Raw genomic sequence first — 18,654 nt, forward strand, 5'->3', positions numbered from 1 at the left:
TCATTTACCCACAAAAAAGGACACATTTTAGTGTCCTTTTTATCGCCATTTTTTATTCTAACGTGCTAAACGTTTTAATTCATACAATAAATCGAGTGCTTGTTTCGGCGTGAAATCATCCGGATTTATTTGAGCTAGCTTATCCATAGCTGGTGAAGACTCCGGCTCTGGCATCGGCGCGAGTAAATTCATGCTTACTTGTGATGGTGTATGTTCCGATACTGCGATATCGCGGTTTTCGAGTTGATGCAGCTTATGTTTGGCAGCTTTAATTACTTGATTTGGCACACCGGCTAATGCGGCCACTTGCAAACCATAACTTTTACTGGCGGCTCCCTCTTGAACGGCATGCATAAATGCAATGGTATCGTCATGTTCAATTGCATCTAAGTGCACATTAACTACGGCAGGCAATAATTCTGGCAGTTGAGTTAGCTCAAAATAATGTGTTGCAAACAAGGTTAGGGCACTGACTTGTTTAGCGAGATACTCTGCTGCAGACCATGCTAGCGATAAACCATCATAGGTTGAGGTTCCTCGGCCAATTTCGTCCATTAATACCAAACTATTGGCTGTAGCATTATGCAAAATATTCGCTGTTTCGGTCATTTCTACCATAAAGGTTGAGCGACCTGAGGCTAAATCATCTGACGCACCAATACGAGTAAATATTCGATCGATTTCGCCAATTTGAGCTGAATCTGCAGGAACAAAACAACCAATATGAGCCATTAAAGTGATAAGTGCTACCTGGCGCATATAAGTTGACTTACCGCCCATGTTTGGGCCAGTTACAATTAACATTTTGCGCTGTGGAGTTAAGCTAACTGGGTTGGCAATAAAGGCAGATTGACTAACTTGCTCAACCACTGGGTGGCGACCAGCATCAATATGTACCCCAATACCGTCAGTCATTTGTGGACACTGATAATTGAGGGTTTCAGCTCGCTCTGCAAAGTTACTTAATACATCTAACTGTGCAGCTGCAGTGGCGAAGGTTTGCAGTTCTTGTAATTTAGGTAACAGTAAGTCAAACAGTTGTTCCCATAATTGTTTTTCAATTGCCAATGCTTTACCTTGGCTTGAAAGTACTTTTTCTTCGTATTCTTTAAGCTCTGGTGTGATATAGCGTTCAGTGCCTTTTAATGTCTGGCGACGCTGATAGCTTAATGGCACTTTGTCTGCTTGTAAGCGACTTACTTCAATGTAATAGCCATGCACTCGGTTATAGCCCACTTTTAGGGTGTTAATCCCTGTTTGCTGTTTTTCGCGAGCTTCTAGTTCGACCAAATAATCATTGGCGCCTTCACTCAGCTTACGCCACTCGTCTAACTCAGCATGGTAACCGCTTTTAATTACGCCACCATCGCGAATTAACATTGGTGGATTATCGACAATAGCGCGTTCAAGCAGATCGTGCTGCTCAGGAAACTCGCCCAATTGTACCGCTAACGTAGACATTTGCTGTTGCTGACAAACAGACAGTGTTTGTTGAATGGTCGGCAGTAATGCTAACGCTTGCTTTAAACGCGAAAAATCTCGTGGTCTGGCACTGCGCAAAGCAAGGCGGGCCATAATACGTTCAATATCACCTAAGCTTTTAAGTTGCTCATGTAGAGTTTGGTAAAGGTCTTGTTCAATTAATTCATTTACGGCGCCGTGGCGTAATTGAATGGCGGTTCGGTCACGAAGTGGCTCATGGATCCAACGTTGCAACATTCGACTGCCCATTGGCGTGGCAGTATTATCAAGTACCCACGCAAGTGTGTTATCGCGGCCGCCAGATAAATTCTGTGTCAATTCCAAGTTACGACGCGTCGCAGCATCTAGAATGATTGATTCTGATTGATTAAATCGAACAATCGAATTGATATGTGGTAAAGCCATCTTTTGAGTGTCTTTGACATATTGCATTAAGCAGCCTGCGGCTTGTAATGCTAAGCGTGCATCGCTAATGCCGAAACCATGTAAATCTTTAGTGCCAAATTGATTGAGTAATAAATTGACACAGGTATCGTAATCAAATTCCCATTCTGGACGACGTCGAATACCTTTCATGTTATTGATTAACAACATGTCAGTAAAATCTTCGCTGTAAAGTAATTCGGCTGGATGAGTGCGCTGTAATTCTGCTTCTAATGCTTCTCGAGTCGGCAATTCGGCAACAACAAATCGTCCTGAAGAAATGTCGAGAGTTGCATAGCCAAAACCGGTTTTACCTTGATAAAGTGCTGCAAGTAAGTTGTCTTGTTTCTCTTGTAATAGCGCTTCATCTGTTAATGTGCCAGGAGTAACAATCCGCACCACTTGGCGTTCAACCGGGCCTTTTGATGTCGCAGGATCGCCAATTTGCTCACAAATGGCCACTGATTGGCCGATCTGTACCAGCTTTGCCAAATAGCCTTCAACCGCATGGTAAGGAATACCCGCCATCGGAATAGGGTCACCGCCGCTTTTACCGCGAGCGGTTAATGAAATGCCTAATAGTTCTGATGCCTTTTTAGCATCATCATAAAATAACTCGTAAAAATCGCCCATTCGATAGAACAGTAACATGTCGGCATGAGCGGCTTTTAAGCTCAAATATTGTCGCATCATTGGGGTATGTTTTTCTAAATCGCTGGTATCAATTACAGTCATTTTGGACTCTTCACTCTATCAATCTTGGGGCATGAAACTTTATGTCGCTAATCTTAGCAATTTTTATCTTCGGGGTATAAATCAATTCACAATAAAAATGCTTGCTGGATAAAATATTGATGTAAAAAGGCAATTGGGTCAGGAATAAAAAAAATTACGATCAACACTTGATACTGTATGACTATACAGTATACTGATGGACATATTGAAATGAGTTACCACATTTCACCTAAATAAAAATTGCATTTTACTAAACGTATTTAATGCCTTAAGAGGGTTTTATAATGAAGGTTGATCCAAACAAAGAGAAAGCACTTGCCGCTGTTTTAAGCCAGATTGAAAAGCAATTTGGTAAAGGCTCAATTATGAAATTGGGCGAAGACCGCACAATGGATGTTGAAACTATCTCTACCGGCTCACTTTCATTGGATATCGCTTTGGGTGCTGGTGGTTTACCAATGGGCCGTATCGTTGAAATTTACGGACCTGAGTCATCAGGTAAAACAACATTAACGCTTGAAGTCATTGCAGCGGCTCAACGTCAAGGTAAAACCTGTGCGTTTATTGATGCAGAGCACGCGTTAGACCCTATTTATGCTAAAAAACTTGGCGTAGATATTGATAACTTATTGTGTTCTCAGCCCGATACTGGTGAACAAGCACTTGAGATTTGTGATGCCTTAACTCGCTCTGGTGCTGTTGATGTAATTATTGTTGACTCGGTAGCTGCACTAACACCAAAAGCTGAAATTTTAGATATTCGTCGTACTGGTGCTGTAAAAGACGGTGATGAAGTTGTCGGTAACGAAACGCGCGTTAAAGTCGTTAAAAACAAAATTGCAGCTCCTTTTAAACAAGCTGAATTCCAAATCCTTTATGGTCAAGGTATTAACCGCACTGGCGAATTAGTTGATTTAGGTGTACTTCACAAAATAGTCGACAAAGCTGGTGCTTGGTATAGCTACAAAGGTGAAAAGATTGGTCAAGGCCGTGCAAACGCGGGTAAATTCTTAACAGAAAACCCAGCTATTGCTGCCGAGATTGATACTACTTTACGCTCAATGTTACTTGCAAGCGGTACAGGTAGTGCATCAAGTGCTGACGACGGTGATGAAAACATTGATTTAGAAACTGGCGAAGTATTTTAATTAAGTCTTTGTAATATTGTATATTTGTACAAGTTAAATCATCATCGCGATGCACATTATATTGTGCATCGCGATTTTTTATGAATAACGTGTTAAATATACACCTGCTCCGTTATCTCTATTTAAAGCTTATTTATCTAATGCCTTTGTGTCTTAAAATCCTATTTAAATGGTTTCTCATTCAAATTTTTACGCGCTCTTGGCGTGACTCATCTAAACACTCTTAAGCGTTATATTTAATCTTAGTTAATCTTGGGCTTAAATAAAAAAATCTAATAAAGCACTTAATTGTGATACACATTTCATCTGTTGAGAATGGGTGTTAAAAGTGTCGTTCATTCATCGTTTTTTGCTCAGATGATAATCGGTTCACTCGTCTCGCTTCTTGCGTTAAATTCAGTATATAATGCCTACATTTACTGGCTTGCATGTCAAGCTGGTTTCTTTTGTATTCTTCTATTTCAGGGCCATTTCATGTTTCAGACTACAGCAGAGTTAAGAAGTGCTTTTTTAAAGTATTTTGAAGATAACGGACATCAGGTTGTTGATAGCAGCTCACTCGTTCCCACAAACGACCCAACACTGTTATTTACCAATGCGGGTATGAATCAGTTTAAAGATGTGTTCCTAGGCATGGACAAGCGCAGCTATACACGTGCTACATCTTCACAACGTTGTGTCCGTGCAGGCGGTAAACACAACGATTTAGACAACGTAGGCTATACCGCACGTCATCACACTTTTTTTGAGATGCTTGGTAATTTTAGTTTTGGTGATTACTTTAAAGAAGAGGCAATTCGTTTTGCTTGGACATTTTTAACAGAAACCTTAAAGCTGCCTAAAGAGCGTTTGTGCGTCACGATTTATGAAACCGACGATGAAGCTTATGACATATGGACGCAAAAAATTGGTGTACCAGCTGAAAGTATGATCCGTATCGGTGACAACAAAGGCGCAGCTTTTGCTTCAGATAACTTCTGGCAAATGGGTGATACAGGTCCTTGTGGTCCATGCAGCGAGATTTTCTATGATCATGGCGATCATATCTGGGGTGGTCGTCCTGGTTCACCAGAAGAAGATGGCGATCGCTTTATCGAAATATGGAACATTGTATTTATGCAATATAACCGTCAAGCAGACGGTGAGATGTTGCCATTACCTAAACCTTCGGTTGATACCGGGATGGGGATTGAGCGTATTGCTGCCATTATGCAAGGTGTTCATTCAAACTACGAAATCGACATCTTTAAACAATTAATAGCTAAAGCTGCTGAGATTATTGGTGTATCTGATTTAGAAAATAAATCACTACGTGTTATTGCTGACCATATTCGTTCGTGCGCATTTTTAGTTGCAGATGGCGTCATGCCATCAAATGAAGGCCGTGGTTACGTGCTGCGCCGTATTATTCGTCGCGCGGTTCGTCATGGTAACAAGTTAGGGGCAAATGAAGCCTTTTTCTACAAATTAGTGCCGACATTGATTAGCGTTATGGGCGAGGCGGCAAATGGCTTAAAAGCCATGCAGGCGATAGTTGAAAAAGCATTAAAAGCTGAAGAAGAGCAGTTTGCACGTACCCTTGAGCGTGGCTTAGTGATTTTAGATAGCGCGTTAAATGCCCTCAAAGGTGACACTTTAGATGGTGAAACTGTCTTTAAACTTTATGACACCTACGGCTTCCCTGTCGACTTAACTGCTGATGTATGCCGTGAACGTGACATAAACGTAGATGAAGCCGGCTTTGAAGTGGCAATGTCAGAGCAAAGAAGTCGTGCTCAGGCTGCGGGTAACTTTGGTGCGGACTACAATAGTAATTTAATCATTGATGCTGAAACTGCTTTCTGTGGTTACACCGAGTTAACGGGTGAGTCAACGGTTACGGGTTTATATGTTGATGGTAAAGCCGTTGAACAAGTAGTTGCTGGTCAAGACGCTATTATTGTATTGGCTAATACACCATTTTATGCTGAATCGGGCGGGCAGGTGGGTGACAAAGGTCAGCTGACTGCACAAGGTATTGAGTTTACGGTTACCGATACTCAGAAATTTGGTCCAGCGACAGGTCATCAAGGGCAATTAGCTCAAGGTCAATTAGTCGTAGGGCAAACGTTATCTGCACAAGTAGACAAAAAATTACGTCACCGCACTCAATTAAATCACTCTGTGACTCACTTGTTGCATGCTGCATTACGTCAAGTATTAGGCACGCATGTTACACAGAAAGGTTCGTTAGTTAATCCAGAACGTTTACGTTTCGACTTTTCACATTTTGAGGCCGTGAAACCGTCAGAATTAAAAGCTGTTGAAGAGTTGGTTAATACCCAAATTCGTCGTAATCATCAACTAAAAACGGCTGAAATGGCCATTGATGAAGCCAAAGAAAAAGGCGCTATGGCGTTATTTGGTGAAAAGTACGATGACCAAGTGCGCGTAGTGACTATGGGCGACTTCTCTATCGAGCTGTGTGGCGGAACTCACGTAGGGCGTACTGGTGATATTGGTTTATTTAAAATCACTTCAGAAGGTGGTATTGCGGCGGGTGTACGTCGTATTGAAGCGGTAACAGGCACAGCTGCTATGAGCTATGTGGCAGAGCAGCAGGCGATGCTAGATGAAGCAGCGCAGTTACTAAAATCCGACAATGCATCTGTTGTGGCTAAACTTAAAGCACAATTAGATAAAGTGAAGCAACTTGAAAAAGAGTTATCGCAACTTAAAGATAAGTTAGCTGCAGCAGCAAGCGCTGATATGGCGGGCGATGCTAAAGATATTAATGGCGTTAAAGTACTTGTTAAGATGATGGACGGTGTTGATCCTGGTTCATTGCGTGGTTTACAGGATGAATTAAAGCAAAAGCTTAAATCAGCCATTATTGTTCTTGGCACCGCAAAAGATGGCAAAGTTAACCTAATTGCTGGTGTCAGCAATGACTTAACTAAGCAAGTTAAAGCAGGCGAGTTGGTCGCTATGGTCGCTCAACAAGTTGGTGGCAAAGGCGGTGGACGCCCTGATATGGCTCAAGCCGGTGGCACACAACCTGAAAATTTAGCAGCTGCATTAGCATCTGTTGAACCTTGGATTACTGAGCGTTTGAGCTAACATTTAGTCAAAATAGTGCATTAATTGGCACTTAAGACATAAAGTCTAAGATATTCAACTTTATAACTTGAGTGCCATCAGTAGATTTGGCATAGTGAAGTAACTCGCTAACAGTAGAAAGCGTTTAAATGGATTGCTAGGGTAATAATTTGTGATTGTAACAAGTGCGCGTGCACAAGGTCATTAATGGTTTTAATCCTGTCGTTTTGTTATTGGTTTTGCTGTTTAGATTTATTTAACACCGTGGTGAGTACAAATATGATGAATTTGGGCTTGTTACGTATAGATAGTTGATATTTTCGTCAGACTTTAAAATTTCCGAATAGATAATGCTTTATAAACCGACGTATTTATAAATAGATACTATGATTTTATGTAAAGCAAACCTTATAATAAACGCATATTACGGACAAAGCGTGTTATGCAGCTTGAACTAAAGGAGCAATCGAATGCTAATTTTGACTCGTCGTGTAGGCGAAACATTAATGATTGGTGATGAAGTCACCGTTACTGTTTTAGGTGTTAAAGGTAATCAGGTACGTATTGGTGTAAATGCACCGAAAGAAGTCTCTGTTCACCGTGAAGAGATCTACCAACGTATTCAATCTGAGAAATCGGGTACGCCACCAGAAGGTGGTAATTACTAATTTCGGCTGTTTTGTCCGATAAAAAATTAAGTCAGCAGTATGCTGGCTTTTTTGTTTTCTGAGTAAATGAGCATTTTTGAGTAGCATAAAAAAGTCTTTGAAAATCATTTTTTAAAGTAATATTCGTAAAAATGAATACTGTTTTCATGACTATTTGAAGCTATTATCCCCAATGTGATTAAAAACAGTCCAAATGAAGATAGGATTCCTAAAAAGGGTTTGACTTATTTTCGTCAAACAGTAATATGTGCGCCAAGAAAACGGAGAGGTGGCCGAGTGGCCGAAGGCGCTCCCCTGCTAAGGGAGTATGGGCTTTAAATCCCATCGAGGGTTCGAATCCCTCCTTCTCCGCCATTTCTTAAAATAGTAAAATCGATGCGGATGTAGCTCAGCTGGATAGAGTACCTGGCTACGAACCAGGCGGTCGGAGGTTCGAATCCTCCCATCCGCACCATTTACTATTTAACTGTAAACCATGAATGCGCGTGTAGCTCAGCTGGATAGAGTACCTGGCTACGAACCAGGCGGTCGGAGGTTCGAATCCTCCCACGCGCACCATTCATGATGTAATAAAACCCAAATTTCGCGCGTGTAGCTCAGCTGGATAGAGTACCTGGCTACGAACCAGGCGGTCGGAGGTTCGAATCCTCCCACGCGCACCATTTTTGCGGAGAGGTGGCCGAGTGGCCGAAGGCGCTCCCCTGCTAAGGGAGTATGGGCTTTAAATCCCATCGAGGGTTCGAATCCCTCCTTCTCCGCCATTTATTGTTTAGCGGCTATAATTGCTGTATTAATAATAAGTGGCATGTAGTACCCATTTTGCGCGTGTAGCTCAGCTGGATAGAGTACCTGGCTACGAACCAGGCGGTCGGAGGTTCGAATCCTCCCACGCGCACCATATTAAAAACGCTCTGTATTGATACAGAGCGTTTTTTTATGCCTAATTTCCAGTAACAGTAATTATCTTTACCCCTTTCTTCTACCCATTTGAACTATCAACTTAGTGATTTAGTTTTATTCGATGATATATTGCTTGTCGAATTACATTTTTATTCATTTTAGTTGCTTAAATTCATCAATTTTATTCGCTAGCTTAAACATGTTTCACTATTTTTGCATATTGCTTGATAGTTAATATTGACGATTTTGCTATTTATAGGTCGAAATTCGTTAAATAATTATAGAATCATTATTTATTGCTACTTTATTTTGAATATTCCTAGGTTGCACTATCGTGGAACATTGTTTTTGGTAAGACCAATTTACAAAAAGATAGTAATGTTGACGTATATTGTTTATATTTTGTGACAGGATTTTGAGTTTCTGTCGCTTTAATAGTGATGTTTACTCAATGAAACACAGCATTACATCTATATTGAACTGAATATTTATGCTTTCTGAATTAGCACTTGTTAATCATTGGCTAAAAATATTGGCTGTAAATCGACTTGCCCATAGTGCACTGATATGGCGCATCGACAGTCTCAACAATTCACGACATAAGATTTAATGGTTCGAGAAATAAGCGAGGAAACATGACATCGATATCTGAGCAGTTATCGGATGCGCTGGGCATCATGATAATGGGCATGGGCTTAGTGTTTATATTTTTAAGTATATTGATAGTGGGTATCGGGATTGTTGCAAAGCTATTTCCTGCGCCAGTGGTAACACCAATACCTGTACCGATAGCACCAAGTGCATCGGCTCAGGTAACCCTAGATCCTAAGCTGGTAAGCGCTATTACCTCTGCGATACATCAATACCGCGCGAAATAAATTTGGAGTCAATATGAGCAAGCCATTAGCACTAACCGATGTTGTCCTACGTGACGCCCATCAATCAATACTTGCAACGCGGTTACGTATCGACGATATGCTGCCCATTGCACCGTTATTAGACAAAGTCGGATTTTGGTCTCTTGAGTCATGGGGCGGAGCCACATTTGACTCTTGTATTCGCTATCTTGGCGAAGATCCGTGGGACCGTATCCGTGAATTAAAGAAAGCCATGCCTAATACGCCGCAGCAAATGCTATTGCGTGGGCAAAACTTACTCGGTTACCGTCATTATGCCGACGATGTCGTGACGCGCTTTGTAGAGCGTGCTCATACCAATGGTGTTGATGTGTTTCGTATTTTTGATGCGATGAATGATGTGCGTAACCTTGAAACTGCAGTTAAGGCGGTTAAAAACGTTGGTGGGCATGCGCAAGGTACAATTTCATTTACCACAAGCCCTGTACACACCATTGACACCTGGGTTGACATGGCTAAGCGTTTAGAAGACATGGGCGCAGATTCTTTATGTATTAAAGATATGGCGGGTTTGCTTAAGCCAATGCAGGCTTATGAGCTTATTAGTCGTTTAAAATCTCAAACAGACTTAATGATCTCAATGCATTGCCATGCGACCACAGGCTTAAGTACAGCAACCTATCAAAAGGCTATTGAAGCAGGAGTTGATGTACTTGATACCGCGATCTCTTCAATGAGCCAAACTTATGGTCACAGTGCTACAGAAACACTTGTTGCTATGGTAGAAGACACCGACAGAGCCACTGGTTACGACATGGTGCTGTTAGAAGAAATTGCAGCATATTTTCGTGAAGTACGTAAAAAATATGTGCGTTTTGAAGGCGCGTTAAAAGGCATTGATTCACGTATTTTACGTGCTCAAGTTCCTGGCGGCATGCTAACCAATATGGAAAACCAATTAAAAGAGCAGGGCGCAGCAGACAAAATGGATGCAGTGCTTGAGGAGATACCTCGGGTACGTGAAGATCTAGGCTTCTTGCCATTAGTGACACCGACCTCGCAAATTGTTGGCTCACAATCAGTGATTAATGTATTGATGGGCGAGCGCTACAAATCCATGACTAAAGAGACTGAAGGCGTACTAAAAGGCGAATACGGTGCTACTCCTGCGCCAGTTAATGCCAAATTACAAGCTCGTGTTTTAAAAGGCGAACAACCGATTACTTGCCGTCCGGCAGATTTGATTGAACCAGAACTTGATAAATTACGTGTAGAACTTGCACAAGCTGCAGAAGAACAAGGTTTTAGTTTAGCGGCTGAGTTAGATGACGATGTAATGACTTACGCGCTGTTTAATCAAATTGGTCTTAAGTTTCTTAAAAATCGTGGCAATCCTGATGCATTTGAACCCGTACCCAGTGCAGATGATTTACAGGTTAGTGCTGATAAAGGCCCGCAAACTTACACCGTTAATGTTGATGGTCAAAGCTTTGTCGTTGAAGTCAGCGAAGGCGGTGATATTAGTCATATTGCGCCAACATCAGCGGCTCCTGCTGTTAGCGCACCCGCTCAAGCTGCCCCAGCACCTGCTGGTGACGTTAAATGCACTATGTCTGCGCCTCTCTCAGGCAATATCTTTAAAGTGCTTGTAAGTACTGGCCAAGCGGTTAAAGCCGGCGAAGTGTTAATTATTTTAGAGGCCATGAAAATGGAAACCGAAATTCGTGCACCACAAGACGGTGTAATTGCTAACCTTGCTGTAAAGCAAGGTGACAGTGTGACAGTCGGTTCAGCATTACTTGCATTAGCATAAGAGGTCAAAATGGAAGGATTAATGGCCTTTTGGGCTGAAACGGGTGTAGCCAATTTTTCTGGCGGCCAATTATTGATGATGGCAGTAGGGTGTTTATTATTATTTTTAGCTATTGCTAAAGGTTTTGAACCGCTTTTACTATTGCCTATCGGTTTTGGTGCTATTTTGGCCAACATCCCTAATGCAGGATTTACTGACGAAGGCGGGTTACTGTACTTTGCTTATCATGTCGGGATTGAGACGGGAGTATTTCCGCTGCTGATTTTTATGGGCGTAGGGGCATTAACAGATTTTGGTGCGCTAATAGCGAATCCAAAAACCTTGTTACTCGGCGCTGCAGCTCAGTTTGGTATTTTTGCCACTCTGCTAGGCGCAATTGCACTTAATGCCGTTCCTGGTTTTTCATTTACGATGCAAGATGCTGCCGCCATAGCAATTATAGGCGGGGCTGATGGCCCTACCGCGATTTTCTTGGCTTCGAAGTTAGCTCCTGAGCTGTTAGGTGCTATTGCTGTTGCAGCTTACTCTTACATGGCATTGGTACCACTTATTCAGCCTCCTATCATGAGGTTGCTGACGACCAAAGCAGAGCGTGCAATCAAAATGGAGCAGTTGCGCGAAGTCAGCAAAAAGGAAAAAATTATCTTCCCATTGATGGTACTTGGGATGACCATTCTGTTTTTACCTGCGGCGACACCACTAGTTGGTATGTTCTGTTTGGGTAATTTGATGCGTGAATCTGGCGTGGTTGATCGTTTGTCTAAAACGGCGCAAAACGAATTGATTAACATAGTGACCATTTTTTTAGGGCTTGCAGTGGGGTCAAAGTTATCAGCCGATCAGTTTTTACGTATCGAAACCTTAGGTATTTTAATTCTTGGCGCAGTAGCCTTTAGTATTGGAACCGCAACCGGCGTATTAATGGCTAAGTTAATGTGCAAGCTGTCAGGTGGTAAAGTTAACCCGTTGATTGGTGCCGCTGGCGTATCTGCTGTACCAATGGCTGCTCGTGTTGTGAATAAAGTGGGCTTAGAGTCTAATGACCAAAACTTCTTACTCATGCATGCAATGGGACCAAACGTTGCTGGTGTGCTCGGTAGTGCTGTTGCTGCCGGTGTACTATTGGCTGTATTAGGTTAAACATTGACTGTCAGTTTTATCAGATACAAGCCAGTGCAATTGCGCTGGCTTTTTTATTCCTACCTCTTTTGGAACATATTGGTGCATTAGATTTGTATTGTTGCACTGCTATGGCATTACGCTTATCACTCCGGAAATAGCAATTACTTATTTATCAGCAACTTAAACAGTTGGCACGAATGATGAATATTATTTCTTACACTATTAATCAACTATTTTTTAGTCGTTAAGTTAACAAATGGTACTTAACTAACTGAAATATATAGTGTACTAAATTTAATTTTAGCAAAGGCGCTATCGAGATATTCCTTTATGGATATCCGAGGCGCTTTTTTTATGGGCCATTTTCATTCAATGGGGAATTAACATGAATTGGACAGCAACGTTAGCGCAGCAAATTATTAGACCGTTATTACTTGGGATGAGTATTGGGGCAAGCATATGCATTTCCCCTGCTTTAGCTGAAGTCGGCTATCCAGAGAAAGAAGAACTTAAATTTGGCTTTATTAAATTAACTGATATGGCTCCCATCGCGATTGCGTACGAAAAAGGCTATTTCGAAGAAGAAGGTTTGTATGTCAGCATTGAAGCACAAGCGAACTGGAAAGTATTACTTGATGGCGTAATTGATGGCCGTCTTGACGGTGCGCATATGCTCGCGGGACAACCCATTGCAGCAACGATAGGTTACGGTACCAAAGCGCATATTATTACTCCTTTTTCAATGGACCTTAATGGCAATGCGATTACGGTATCAAATGACGTTTGGGCCAAAATGAAACCACATATTGCTAAACAGGCAGATGGTTTTCCTGTTCATCCCATTAAAGCCGACTCACTTAAACCGGTAGTAGATGAGTTTAAAGCAGCAGGTAAACCTTTTAATATGGGGATGGTATTTCCGGTTTCGACTCATAATTATGAACTGCGTTATTGGTTAGCCGCTGGTGGTATCCATCCTGGATTTTACGCACCGCATAAAGGTGATACTTCAGGGCAGATTGATGCACAAGCATTACTGTCGGTAACACCTCCACCGCAAATGCCTTCAACACTTGAAGCGGGCACAATTAATGGTTATTGCGTTGGAGAACCTTGGAATCAACAAGCGGTATTTAAAGGTATTGGTGTACCTGTCGTCACCGATTATGAAATTTGGAAAGATAACCCTGAAAAAGTATTTGGTATCACAGCTGAGTTTGCCGAAAAATATCCCAATACCACCATACGCCTTACTCGTGCGCTCATCCGTGCGGCTAAATGGTTAGATGACAACAATAATGGTAATCGACCTGAAGCGGTTAAAATATTGTCGCAATCTAATTACGTTGGTGCAGATTACGAAGTTATAGCTAACAGTATGACAGGCACCTTTGAATATGAAAAAGGTGATAAACGTGCCGTGCCAGATTTCAATGTGTTTTTTAGACACAATGCAACTTACCCATACTACTCAGATGCCATTTGGTACTTAACGCAGATGCGTCGTTGGGGACAAATTGAACAAGATCAGTCTGATGAATGGTACAAAGATGTTGCTGCTAAAGTATACCGCCCAGATATTTATGCTAAAGCTGCACAATCGTTAATTGACGATAAATTAATTCCTGCCACTGCGTTTCCAGACTTCAGTAAAGAAACTGGCTTCAAGGCTCCACAAACTCACTTTATCGATAATTTAACCTATGACGGTAATCAGCCTAATGCTTATATCAATTCATTTGTAATTGGCTTAAAGCAAGGCGACAAATTGTAACCTCTAAAAGGAGTCTAAGATGAATAGTCTTACATCGATTGCCTCTAACCGTCTGATTGAACAAGGTCGAAAGGCTGCCGTAATGCTAAAAATAACTGAACTTAGTAAATTGATTTTATTACCGTTTATAGGTATTGCTATATTTTTAGTTATGTGGACGGTCACTGCTAATAGTATTGAAACGTCGCTAGGTAAGTTTCCTGGCCCTGTGGCTGTGGTTGAACAATTTGAAAATTTGTACTCAGAACACGTGGCAGAGCGTGAGAAAGCACAAGCTTTTTATCAGCGACAAGATGAGCGTAATGCAGCGCGTACCGCCAACGATCCTAACTATGTCGCTAAGATCCGTGGTTACACGGGAAAAGAAACGTTTTGGGACCAAATTATAACCAGTTTGATCACTGTGATGAGTGGTTTTTTATTGGCAGCAATTATCGCGATTCCATTGGGGATTTGGATGGGGCTGAGTCGCAGTTTACAGGCGGCCATTAATCCCATTATTCAGATATTTAAGCCGGTATCACCTTTAGCGTGGTTGCCGTTGGTCACCATGGTCGTTAGTGCAGTGTATGTATCACCGGACCCTATAGTGTCAAAATCGTTTATTAATTCAATGTTAACCGTCACGCTTTGTAGTGTTTGGCCAATGATTATTAATACCGCGATAGGGGTGTCGAGTATCGACAGTGACTTAATTAATGTCAGTAAGGTTTTACGATTATCAGCCATAACACATGTACAAAAAATTGTGCTGCCGGCATCAATCCCCATGATTTTTACCGGAATGCGGTTATCGCTAGGGGTTGCGTGGATGGTGTTAATCGCTGCTGAAATGCTAGCGCAAAATCCAGGTTTGGGTAAATTTGTCTGGGATGAGTTTCAAAATGGCAGTTCCGATTCACTTGCTCGCATAATGGCTGCAGTCGTAGTAATTGGTTTTATTGGCTTTTTATTAGACCGGGGCATTCTTGCTTTACAGCATTGGGTATCTTGGGATAAGTGAGGGTAGCAGCATGAGTTCATTTTTAGAGATCAGTGGCGTTGATATGGTTTTCCCAACGCCTAAAGGGTCATTTACTGCCCTAAAAGATGTCAATTTAAAGATTAATAAAGGCGAGTTTATATCATTAATTGGCCACTCTGGTTGTGGTAAATCAACTGTGTTAAACATTGTCGCAGGTTTGTATCAAGCGAGCTCTGGTGGGGTCATTTTGAAAAGTGCCGAGGTTAAGGAGCCTGGGCCTGAAAGGGCTGTAGTGTTTCAAAATCATTCATTACTGCCTTGGTTAAGCGCCTATCAAAATGTAGAGCTTGCTGTAAAACAAGTATTTTCCGGCAAAATGAATAAGACAGAAATGAAACAGTGGATTGAACACAACCTGCAATTAGTTCATATGGATCACGCCATGCATAAACGTCCTGGAGAAATTTCAGGTGGAATGAAACAACGAGTCGGTATTGCGCGGGCTCTGGCCATGCAACCCGAAGTCTTGTTAATGGATGAACCCTTTGGTGCTCTGGATGCGCTTACTCGCGCGCACATGCAAGACTCATTAATGGAAATTCAAAGCCAATTAAATAACACAGTGATTATGATTACCCACGATGTTGACGAAGCTGTGTTGTTGTCAGACAAGATTGTCATGATGACCAATGGGCCAGAAGCGACTGTAGGTGACATTTTGCAAGTCGGTCTTGAACGCCCCAGAAATCGTTTAGCCTTAGCTCAAGATGCAGAGTACAACAGGCTTCGTTCTGAAGTACTTAAATTTTTGTATGAAAAACAACGTAAAGTTGAATCTTTAACACAAAATAAACAAGCATCTAAAATGCAGGATATGTCACAACAAGAAAGCAACGAAGCTGTTAAATTTAGCAACAGTTAACGTGCTGGTCGTGCTTTTACGCTTTAACGCGTGTAAATAACTCAAAAAATAAGGGATGTAAGATGAATAAAAAACTGCTTGTTAATCAAGTTGCGGGTAAGCTTTGCCTAAATTCTGCCAAGACTAAAAAAATGGTCTTATCGACGTTAACCTGTTCGTTATTATTAGCGATGGGAAACGCAACGGCAGCAGACACTTCGGTCTCGTCAATCGCTGATGCGGTTACTCAAGGTAGCGCGAATGTTGATTTAAATTTACGCTACGAATCAGTTGATCAAGAAAATGCATTAAAAGATGCTGATGCGCTGACTTTACGCACTCGTTTAACCTTAGCTACTGCAGAATATAACGGATTTACTGCGTTGGTTGAGTTTGAAGATTCACGCAGTGTTGCCGGTGTCAATGATTACAATGACGCAATTGGTAACAATGCTGACTACTCAGTTATTGCAGACCCTGAAACGACTGAGTTAGATCAGGCTTTTTTACAGTATAAGTATGATGGTTTTACTGCTAAAGCCGGACGTCAAGTGATTGCGATTGATAATCAACGTTTCATTGGTCATGTTGGCTGGCGTCAAGATCGCCAAACATTTGATGCTGTGACCATGCAATATGCAGTAGATGATTTAACATTAGATTATGGCTATTTATATAAACGTAATCGTATTTTTGCTGAAGTCAAAGACATCGATGCGAAAGACCACATTATTAATGCTTCTTATAATCTAGGTTTAGGTAAATTAAGTGCCTACGGTTATTTACTCGAAGAAGACACTAACGTAGATAATGGTGTTGATACTTATGGTATTCGTTTTGCTGGTGCTAAAGATATCGACAAAATTAAACTACTTTATGCTTTAGAATATGCCACTCAAGATGCAGATACCGCCACAACATCTTATTCAGCAGATTATATGCTAGGCGAAATTGGAGTCGGATTTAGTGGCTTAACCGTCAAGCTAGGCTACGAAGTGCTAGGGTCTGATGACGGCGCTTACGGTTTTGCTACACCATTAGCCACGTTACATGCATTTAATGGTTGGTCTGATCAATTTTTAGCAACACCTGCGCAAGGCTTAGTTGATACTTACGTGTCTATCGGTGGCAGTGTCGTTGGCGGAAGCTGGGCATTGATGTATCACGACTTTACCGCTGATGAGTCTAGTACAGCAGTAGATGATTTAGGTGATGAAATTGATGCAGTATTTACGCTACCTATTGATAAAAACTACACCATAGGTGTGAAATACGCCGTCTATTCAGCTGGCGATAATGGATCGGGCAAAGTTGATACTGACAAAGTATGGCTTTGGGCAAATGCTAAATTTTAATTTGGTTTAACAATAAAAAAGCGAGTATCAACTGATACTCGCTTTTTTATTGCATTTTTCGCTTTATTGTTCAGTCATTGTTATGACGCGACTTGCTGCTGAGGTTGTTCGTCTGCATAAAACTGCTCAATATCCAACTGACCTTCACTTTTACCAATAACTACCGCCGTCATCATGTCACCCGTGACATTAGTGGCAGTGCGGATCATATCAATAATACGGTCAATGGCTGCGATAAAGGCAATACCTTCAAGTGGTAAACCAATTACGCCTAATGTCACTGTTAACATCACCATTGCGCTTCCAGGAACCCCTGCAGTACCAACTGAAGCAACCGTTGCAGTCACAGCAATGAGCATGTAATCGGTCATATCAAGTGGAATGCCATAAATTTGCGCAATAAAAATCGCTGCAATTGCAGGGTAAATTCCGCCACACCCGTCCATGTTCATGGTTGCACCTAGTGGTAGTACAAACGCGCTATAGCGTTTAGAGACTCCCATTGCTTCAGTGCAGCGTGTGCTAGCTGGTAGAGTCCCAAAACTTGATGCTGTACTAAATGCCACCACTTGGGCTGGCATGGCTTTGCGGAAAAACTGAATAGGACTTAACCCTGCCACAAACTTAACGAGGCCACCGTAAACAAAAATAATGTGGATAAGCGCAGCAATATAAATCGCCATAATGAACTTACCTAATGGTAAGAGCGTGCTTAAGCCATATTCACCAACAACCCAAGCCATCAAACCAAATACGCCGATAGGGGTTAATTTAAGTACCATGCGAGTCAACTGGAACATCACTTCAGCACCCGCTTCCATGATATTTTTAAGAGGAACCGCTTTTTCGCCCACAGCATTAATCGCAATACCCACTAAAGCGGCAAATACAATAATTTGTAATACATTACCGTCAGCCAATGAAGCAAATGGATTAACTGGGATCATGTTTAACAATACTTGCGCAAACCCAGGAATATCGCGCTCACGCACTTCTGAAGTTGCCAGTGCGAGGTTACCGCCCATATCTATTAGGCTACCAATGGTGAGGCCAATAAACGAGGCAATTGTGCCGGTAAACATAAACATCGCTAAGGTTTTAAAGCTTAAACGTTTTAAATTTCCTTGCGAACCTAAAGAGGTAATACTGACCACAATGGCACAAAACACCAGTGGTGCGACCAACATTTTGATGGCACTAATAAATAAATCACCAAGTGGTTTAAGGATGATCGCCGATTCACCTAAACCAACACCAGTGAGGGTACCCAATACAAAACCAGCAATAACTTTTTGCCAAAAAGGAATACGATTGAGCGTTTGCAGTATCATGTAAATTCCAAGTGTAACCCCATAATGTTATACCAAACGGTTAGCATTCAGATGGGTTATATAGGGGCTAGGCGTTTTAAAACGTCCAGTAATCCCGCATAAG

General features: G+C 41.7%; 12 protein-coding genes and 6 tRNA genes. 16 read left to right on the forward strand and 2 right to left on the reverse strand.

Translation table 11 applies throughout. The features are described from left to right. Positions 1-57: 57 nt before the first annotated feature. Positions 58-2,640: a DNA mismatch repair protein MutS gene (gene mutS, locus IEY40_RS06095; RefSeq protein ID WP_188954322.1), complete on the reverse strand. Its 2,583-nt coding sequence runs from the start codon at positions 2,638-2,640 to the stop codon at positions 58-60. 284 nt (positions 2,641-2,924) lie between these two features. Here mutS and IEY40_RS06100 point away from each other — a divergent pair, with 284 nt between their 5' ends. From IEY40_RS06100 to IEY40_RS06175, 16 genes are all read left to right on the forward strand, one after another. Continuing rightward, entirely contained in the window at positions 2,925-3,788 is an 864-nt protein-coding gene (locus tag IEY40_RS06100) for a recombinase RecA (RefSeq protein WP_188954324.1), read from the forward strand. A gap of 474 nt (positions 3,789-4,262) precedes the next feature. After that, positions 4,263-6,887 carry an alanine--tRNA ligase gene (gene alaS, locus IEY40_RS06105; RefSeq protein ID WP_188954326.1) on the forward strand — a complete coding sequence of 875 codons (2,625 nt, stop codon included), beginning with the start codon at positions 4,263-4,265 and terminating at the stop codon, positions 6,885-6,887. Between the two features lie 449 nt (positions 6,888-7,336). Then, positions 7,337-7,534: a carbon storage regulator CsrA gene (gene csrA / locus IEY40_RS06110; protein WP_160053698.1), complete on the forward strand. Its 198-nt coding sequence runs from the start codon at positions 7,337-7,339 to the stop codon at positions 7,532-7,534. Positions 7,535-7,796: 262 nt separating this feature from the next. Continuing rightward, positions 7,797-7,888: transfer RNA gene (locus tag IEY40_RS06115), tRNA-Ser, on the forward strand. A gap of 23 nt (positions 7,889-7,911) precedes the next feature. Next, positions 7,912-7,988, forward strand: a tRNA-Arg gene (locus IEY40_RS06120). A 27-nt stretch (positions 7,989-8,015) separates the two neighbouring features. Continuing rightward, positions 8,016-8,092 (forward strand) — tRNA-Arg (locus IEY40_RS06125). A gap of 27 nt (positions 8,093-8,119) precedes the next feature. Continuing rightward, positions 8,120-8,196, forward strand: a tRNA-Arg gene (locus IEY40_RS06130). A 7-nt stretch (positions 8,197-8,203) separates the two neighbouring features. After that, positions 8,204-8,295, forward strand: a tRNA-Ser gene (locus IEY40_RS06135). A gap of 60 nt (positions 8,296-8,355) precedes the next feature. Further along, positions 8,356-8,432: transfer RNA gene (locus IEY40_RS06140), tRNA-Arg, on the forward strand. Between the two features lie 637 nt (positions 8,433-9,069). Further along, positions 9,070-9,312, forward strand: coding sequence for an OadG family transporter subunit (locus IEY40_RS06145; RefSeq protein WP_188954327.1), 243 nt, complete (start codon positions 9,070-9,072; stop codon positions 9,310-9,312). Positions 9,313-9,325: 13 nt separating this feature from the next. Beyond that, positions 9,326-11,104 carry a sodium-extruding oxaloacetate decarboxylase subunit alpha gene (oadA, locus tag IEY40_RS06150; RefSeq protein WP_188954329.1) on the forward strand — a complete coding sequence of 593 codons (1,779 nt, stop codon included), beginning with the start codon at positions 9,326-9,328 and terminating at the stop codon, positions 11,102-11,104. 9 nt (positions 11,105-11,113) lie between these two features. After that, positions 11,114-12,244, forward strand: a complete 1,131-nt coding sequence (locus IEY40_RS06155; RefSeq protein WP_188954331.1) for a sodium ion-translocating decarboxylase subunit beta — start codon at positions 11,114-11,116, stop codon at positions 12,242-12,244. 421 nt (positions 12,245-12,665) lie between these two features. Then, positions 12,666-14,000: a CmpA/NrtA family ABC transporter substrate-binding protein gene (locus IEY40_RS06160; RefSeq protein WP_229777036.1), complete on the forward strand. Its 1,335-nt coding sequence runs from the start codon at positions 12,666-12,668 to the stop codon at positions 13,998-14,000. Positions 14,001-14,082: 82 nt separating this feature from the next. Then, positions 14,083-15,003: an ABC transporter permease gene (locus tag IEY40_RS06165; protein WP_229777037.1), complete on the forward strand. Its 921-nt coding sequence runs from the start codon at positions 14,083-14,085 to the stop codon at positions 15,001-15,003. Positions 15,004-15,013: 10 nt separating this feature from the next. After that, a complete protein-coding gene (locus IEY40_RS06170) occupies positions 15,014-15,886 on the forward strand; it encodes an ABC transporter ATP-binding protein (RefSeq protein WP_188954337.1) in 873 nt (290 codons plus the stop codon). Positions 15,887-16,056: 170 nt separating this feature from the next. Further along, on the forward strand, positions 16,057-17,220 hold the full coding sequence (locus IEY40_RS06175) for an alginate export family protein (RefSeq protein WP_428848146.1): 1,164 nt from the start codon (positions 16,057-16,059) through the stop codon (positions 17,218-17,220). An 80-nt stretch (positions 17,221-17,300) separates the two neighbouring features. Here IEY40_RS06175 and IEY40_RS06180 read toward each other — a convergent pair whose 3' ends face one another. Further along, on the reverse strand, positions 17,301-18,551 hold the full coding sequence (locus IEY40_RS06180; RefSeq protein ID WP_188954341.1) for a dicarboxylate/amino acid:cation symporter: 1,251 nt from the start codon (positions 18,549-18,551) through the stop codon (positions 17,301-17,303). Positions 18,552-18,654: the final 103 nt, after the last annotated feature.

Origin of the sequence: Shewanella ulleungensis (assembly GCF_014648315.1) — a bacterium.
In the GTDB taxonomy this organism is placed as follows: domain Bacteria; phylum Pseudomonadota; class Gammaproteobacteria; order Enterobacterales; family Shewanellaceae; genus Shewanella; species Shewanella ulleungensis.

What these genes read in the sequence shown, in the direction of transcription:
- mutS (WP_188954322.1), bottom strand. Translation starts at nt 2,640, where the DNA reads ATGACTGTAATTGATACCAGCGATTTAGAAAAACATACCCCAATGATG.
- IEY40_RS06100 (WP_188954324.1), top strand. Translation starts at nt 2,925, where the DNA reads ATGAAGGTTGATCCAAACAAAGAGAAAGCACTTGCCGCTGTTTTAAGC.
- alaS (WP_188954326.1), top strand. Translation starts at nt 4,263, where the DNA reads ATGTTTCAGACTACAGCAGAGTTAAGAAGTGCTTTTTTAAAGTATTTT.
- csrA (WP_160053698.1), top strand. Translation starts at nt 7,337, where the DNA reads ATGCTAATTTTGACTCGTCGTGTAGGCGAAACATTAATGATTGGTGAT.
- IEY40_RS06145 (WP_188954327.1), top strand. Translation starts at nt 9,070, where the DNA reads ATGACATCGATATCTGAGCAGTTATCGGATGCGCTGGGCATCATGATA.
- oadA (WP_188954329.1), top strand. Translation starts at nt 9,326, where the DNA reads ATGAGCAAGCCATTAGCACTAACCGATGTTGTCCTACGTGACGCCCAT.
- IEY40_RS06155 (WP_188954331.1), top strand. Translation starts at nt 11,114, where the DNA reads ATGGAAGGATTAATGGCCTTTTGGGCTGAAACGGGTGTAGCCAATTTT.
- IEY40_RS06160 (WP_229777036.1), top strand. Translation starts at nt 12,666, where the DNA reads ATGAGTATTGGGGCAAGCATATGCATTTCCCCTGCTTTAGCTGAAGTC.
- IEY40_RS06165 (WP_229777037.1), top strand. Translation starts at nt 14,083, where the DNA reads ATGCTAAAAATAACTGAACTTAGTAAATTGATTTTATTACCGTTTATA.
- IEY40_RS06170 (WP_188954337.1), top strand. Translation starts at nt 15,014, where the DNA reads ATGAGTTCATTTTTAGAGATCAGTGGCGTTGATATGGTTTTCCCAACG.
- IEY40_RS06175 (WP_428848146.1), top strand. Translation starts at nt 16,057, where the DNA reads ATGGGAAACGCAACGGCAGCAGACACTTCGGTCTCGTCAATCGCTGAT.
- IEY40_RS06180 (WP_188954341.1), bottom strand. Translation starts at nt 18,551, where the DNA reads ATGATACTGCAAACGCTCAATCGTATTCCTTTTTGGCAAAAAGTTATT.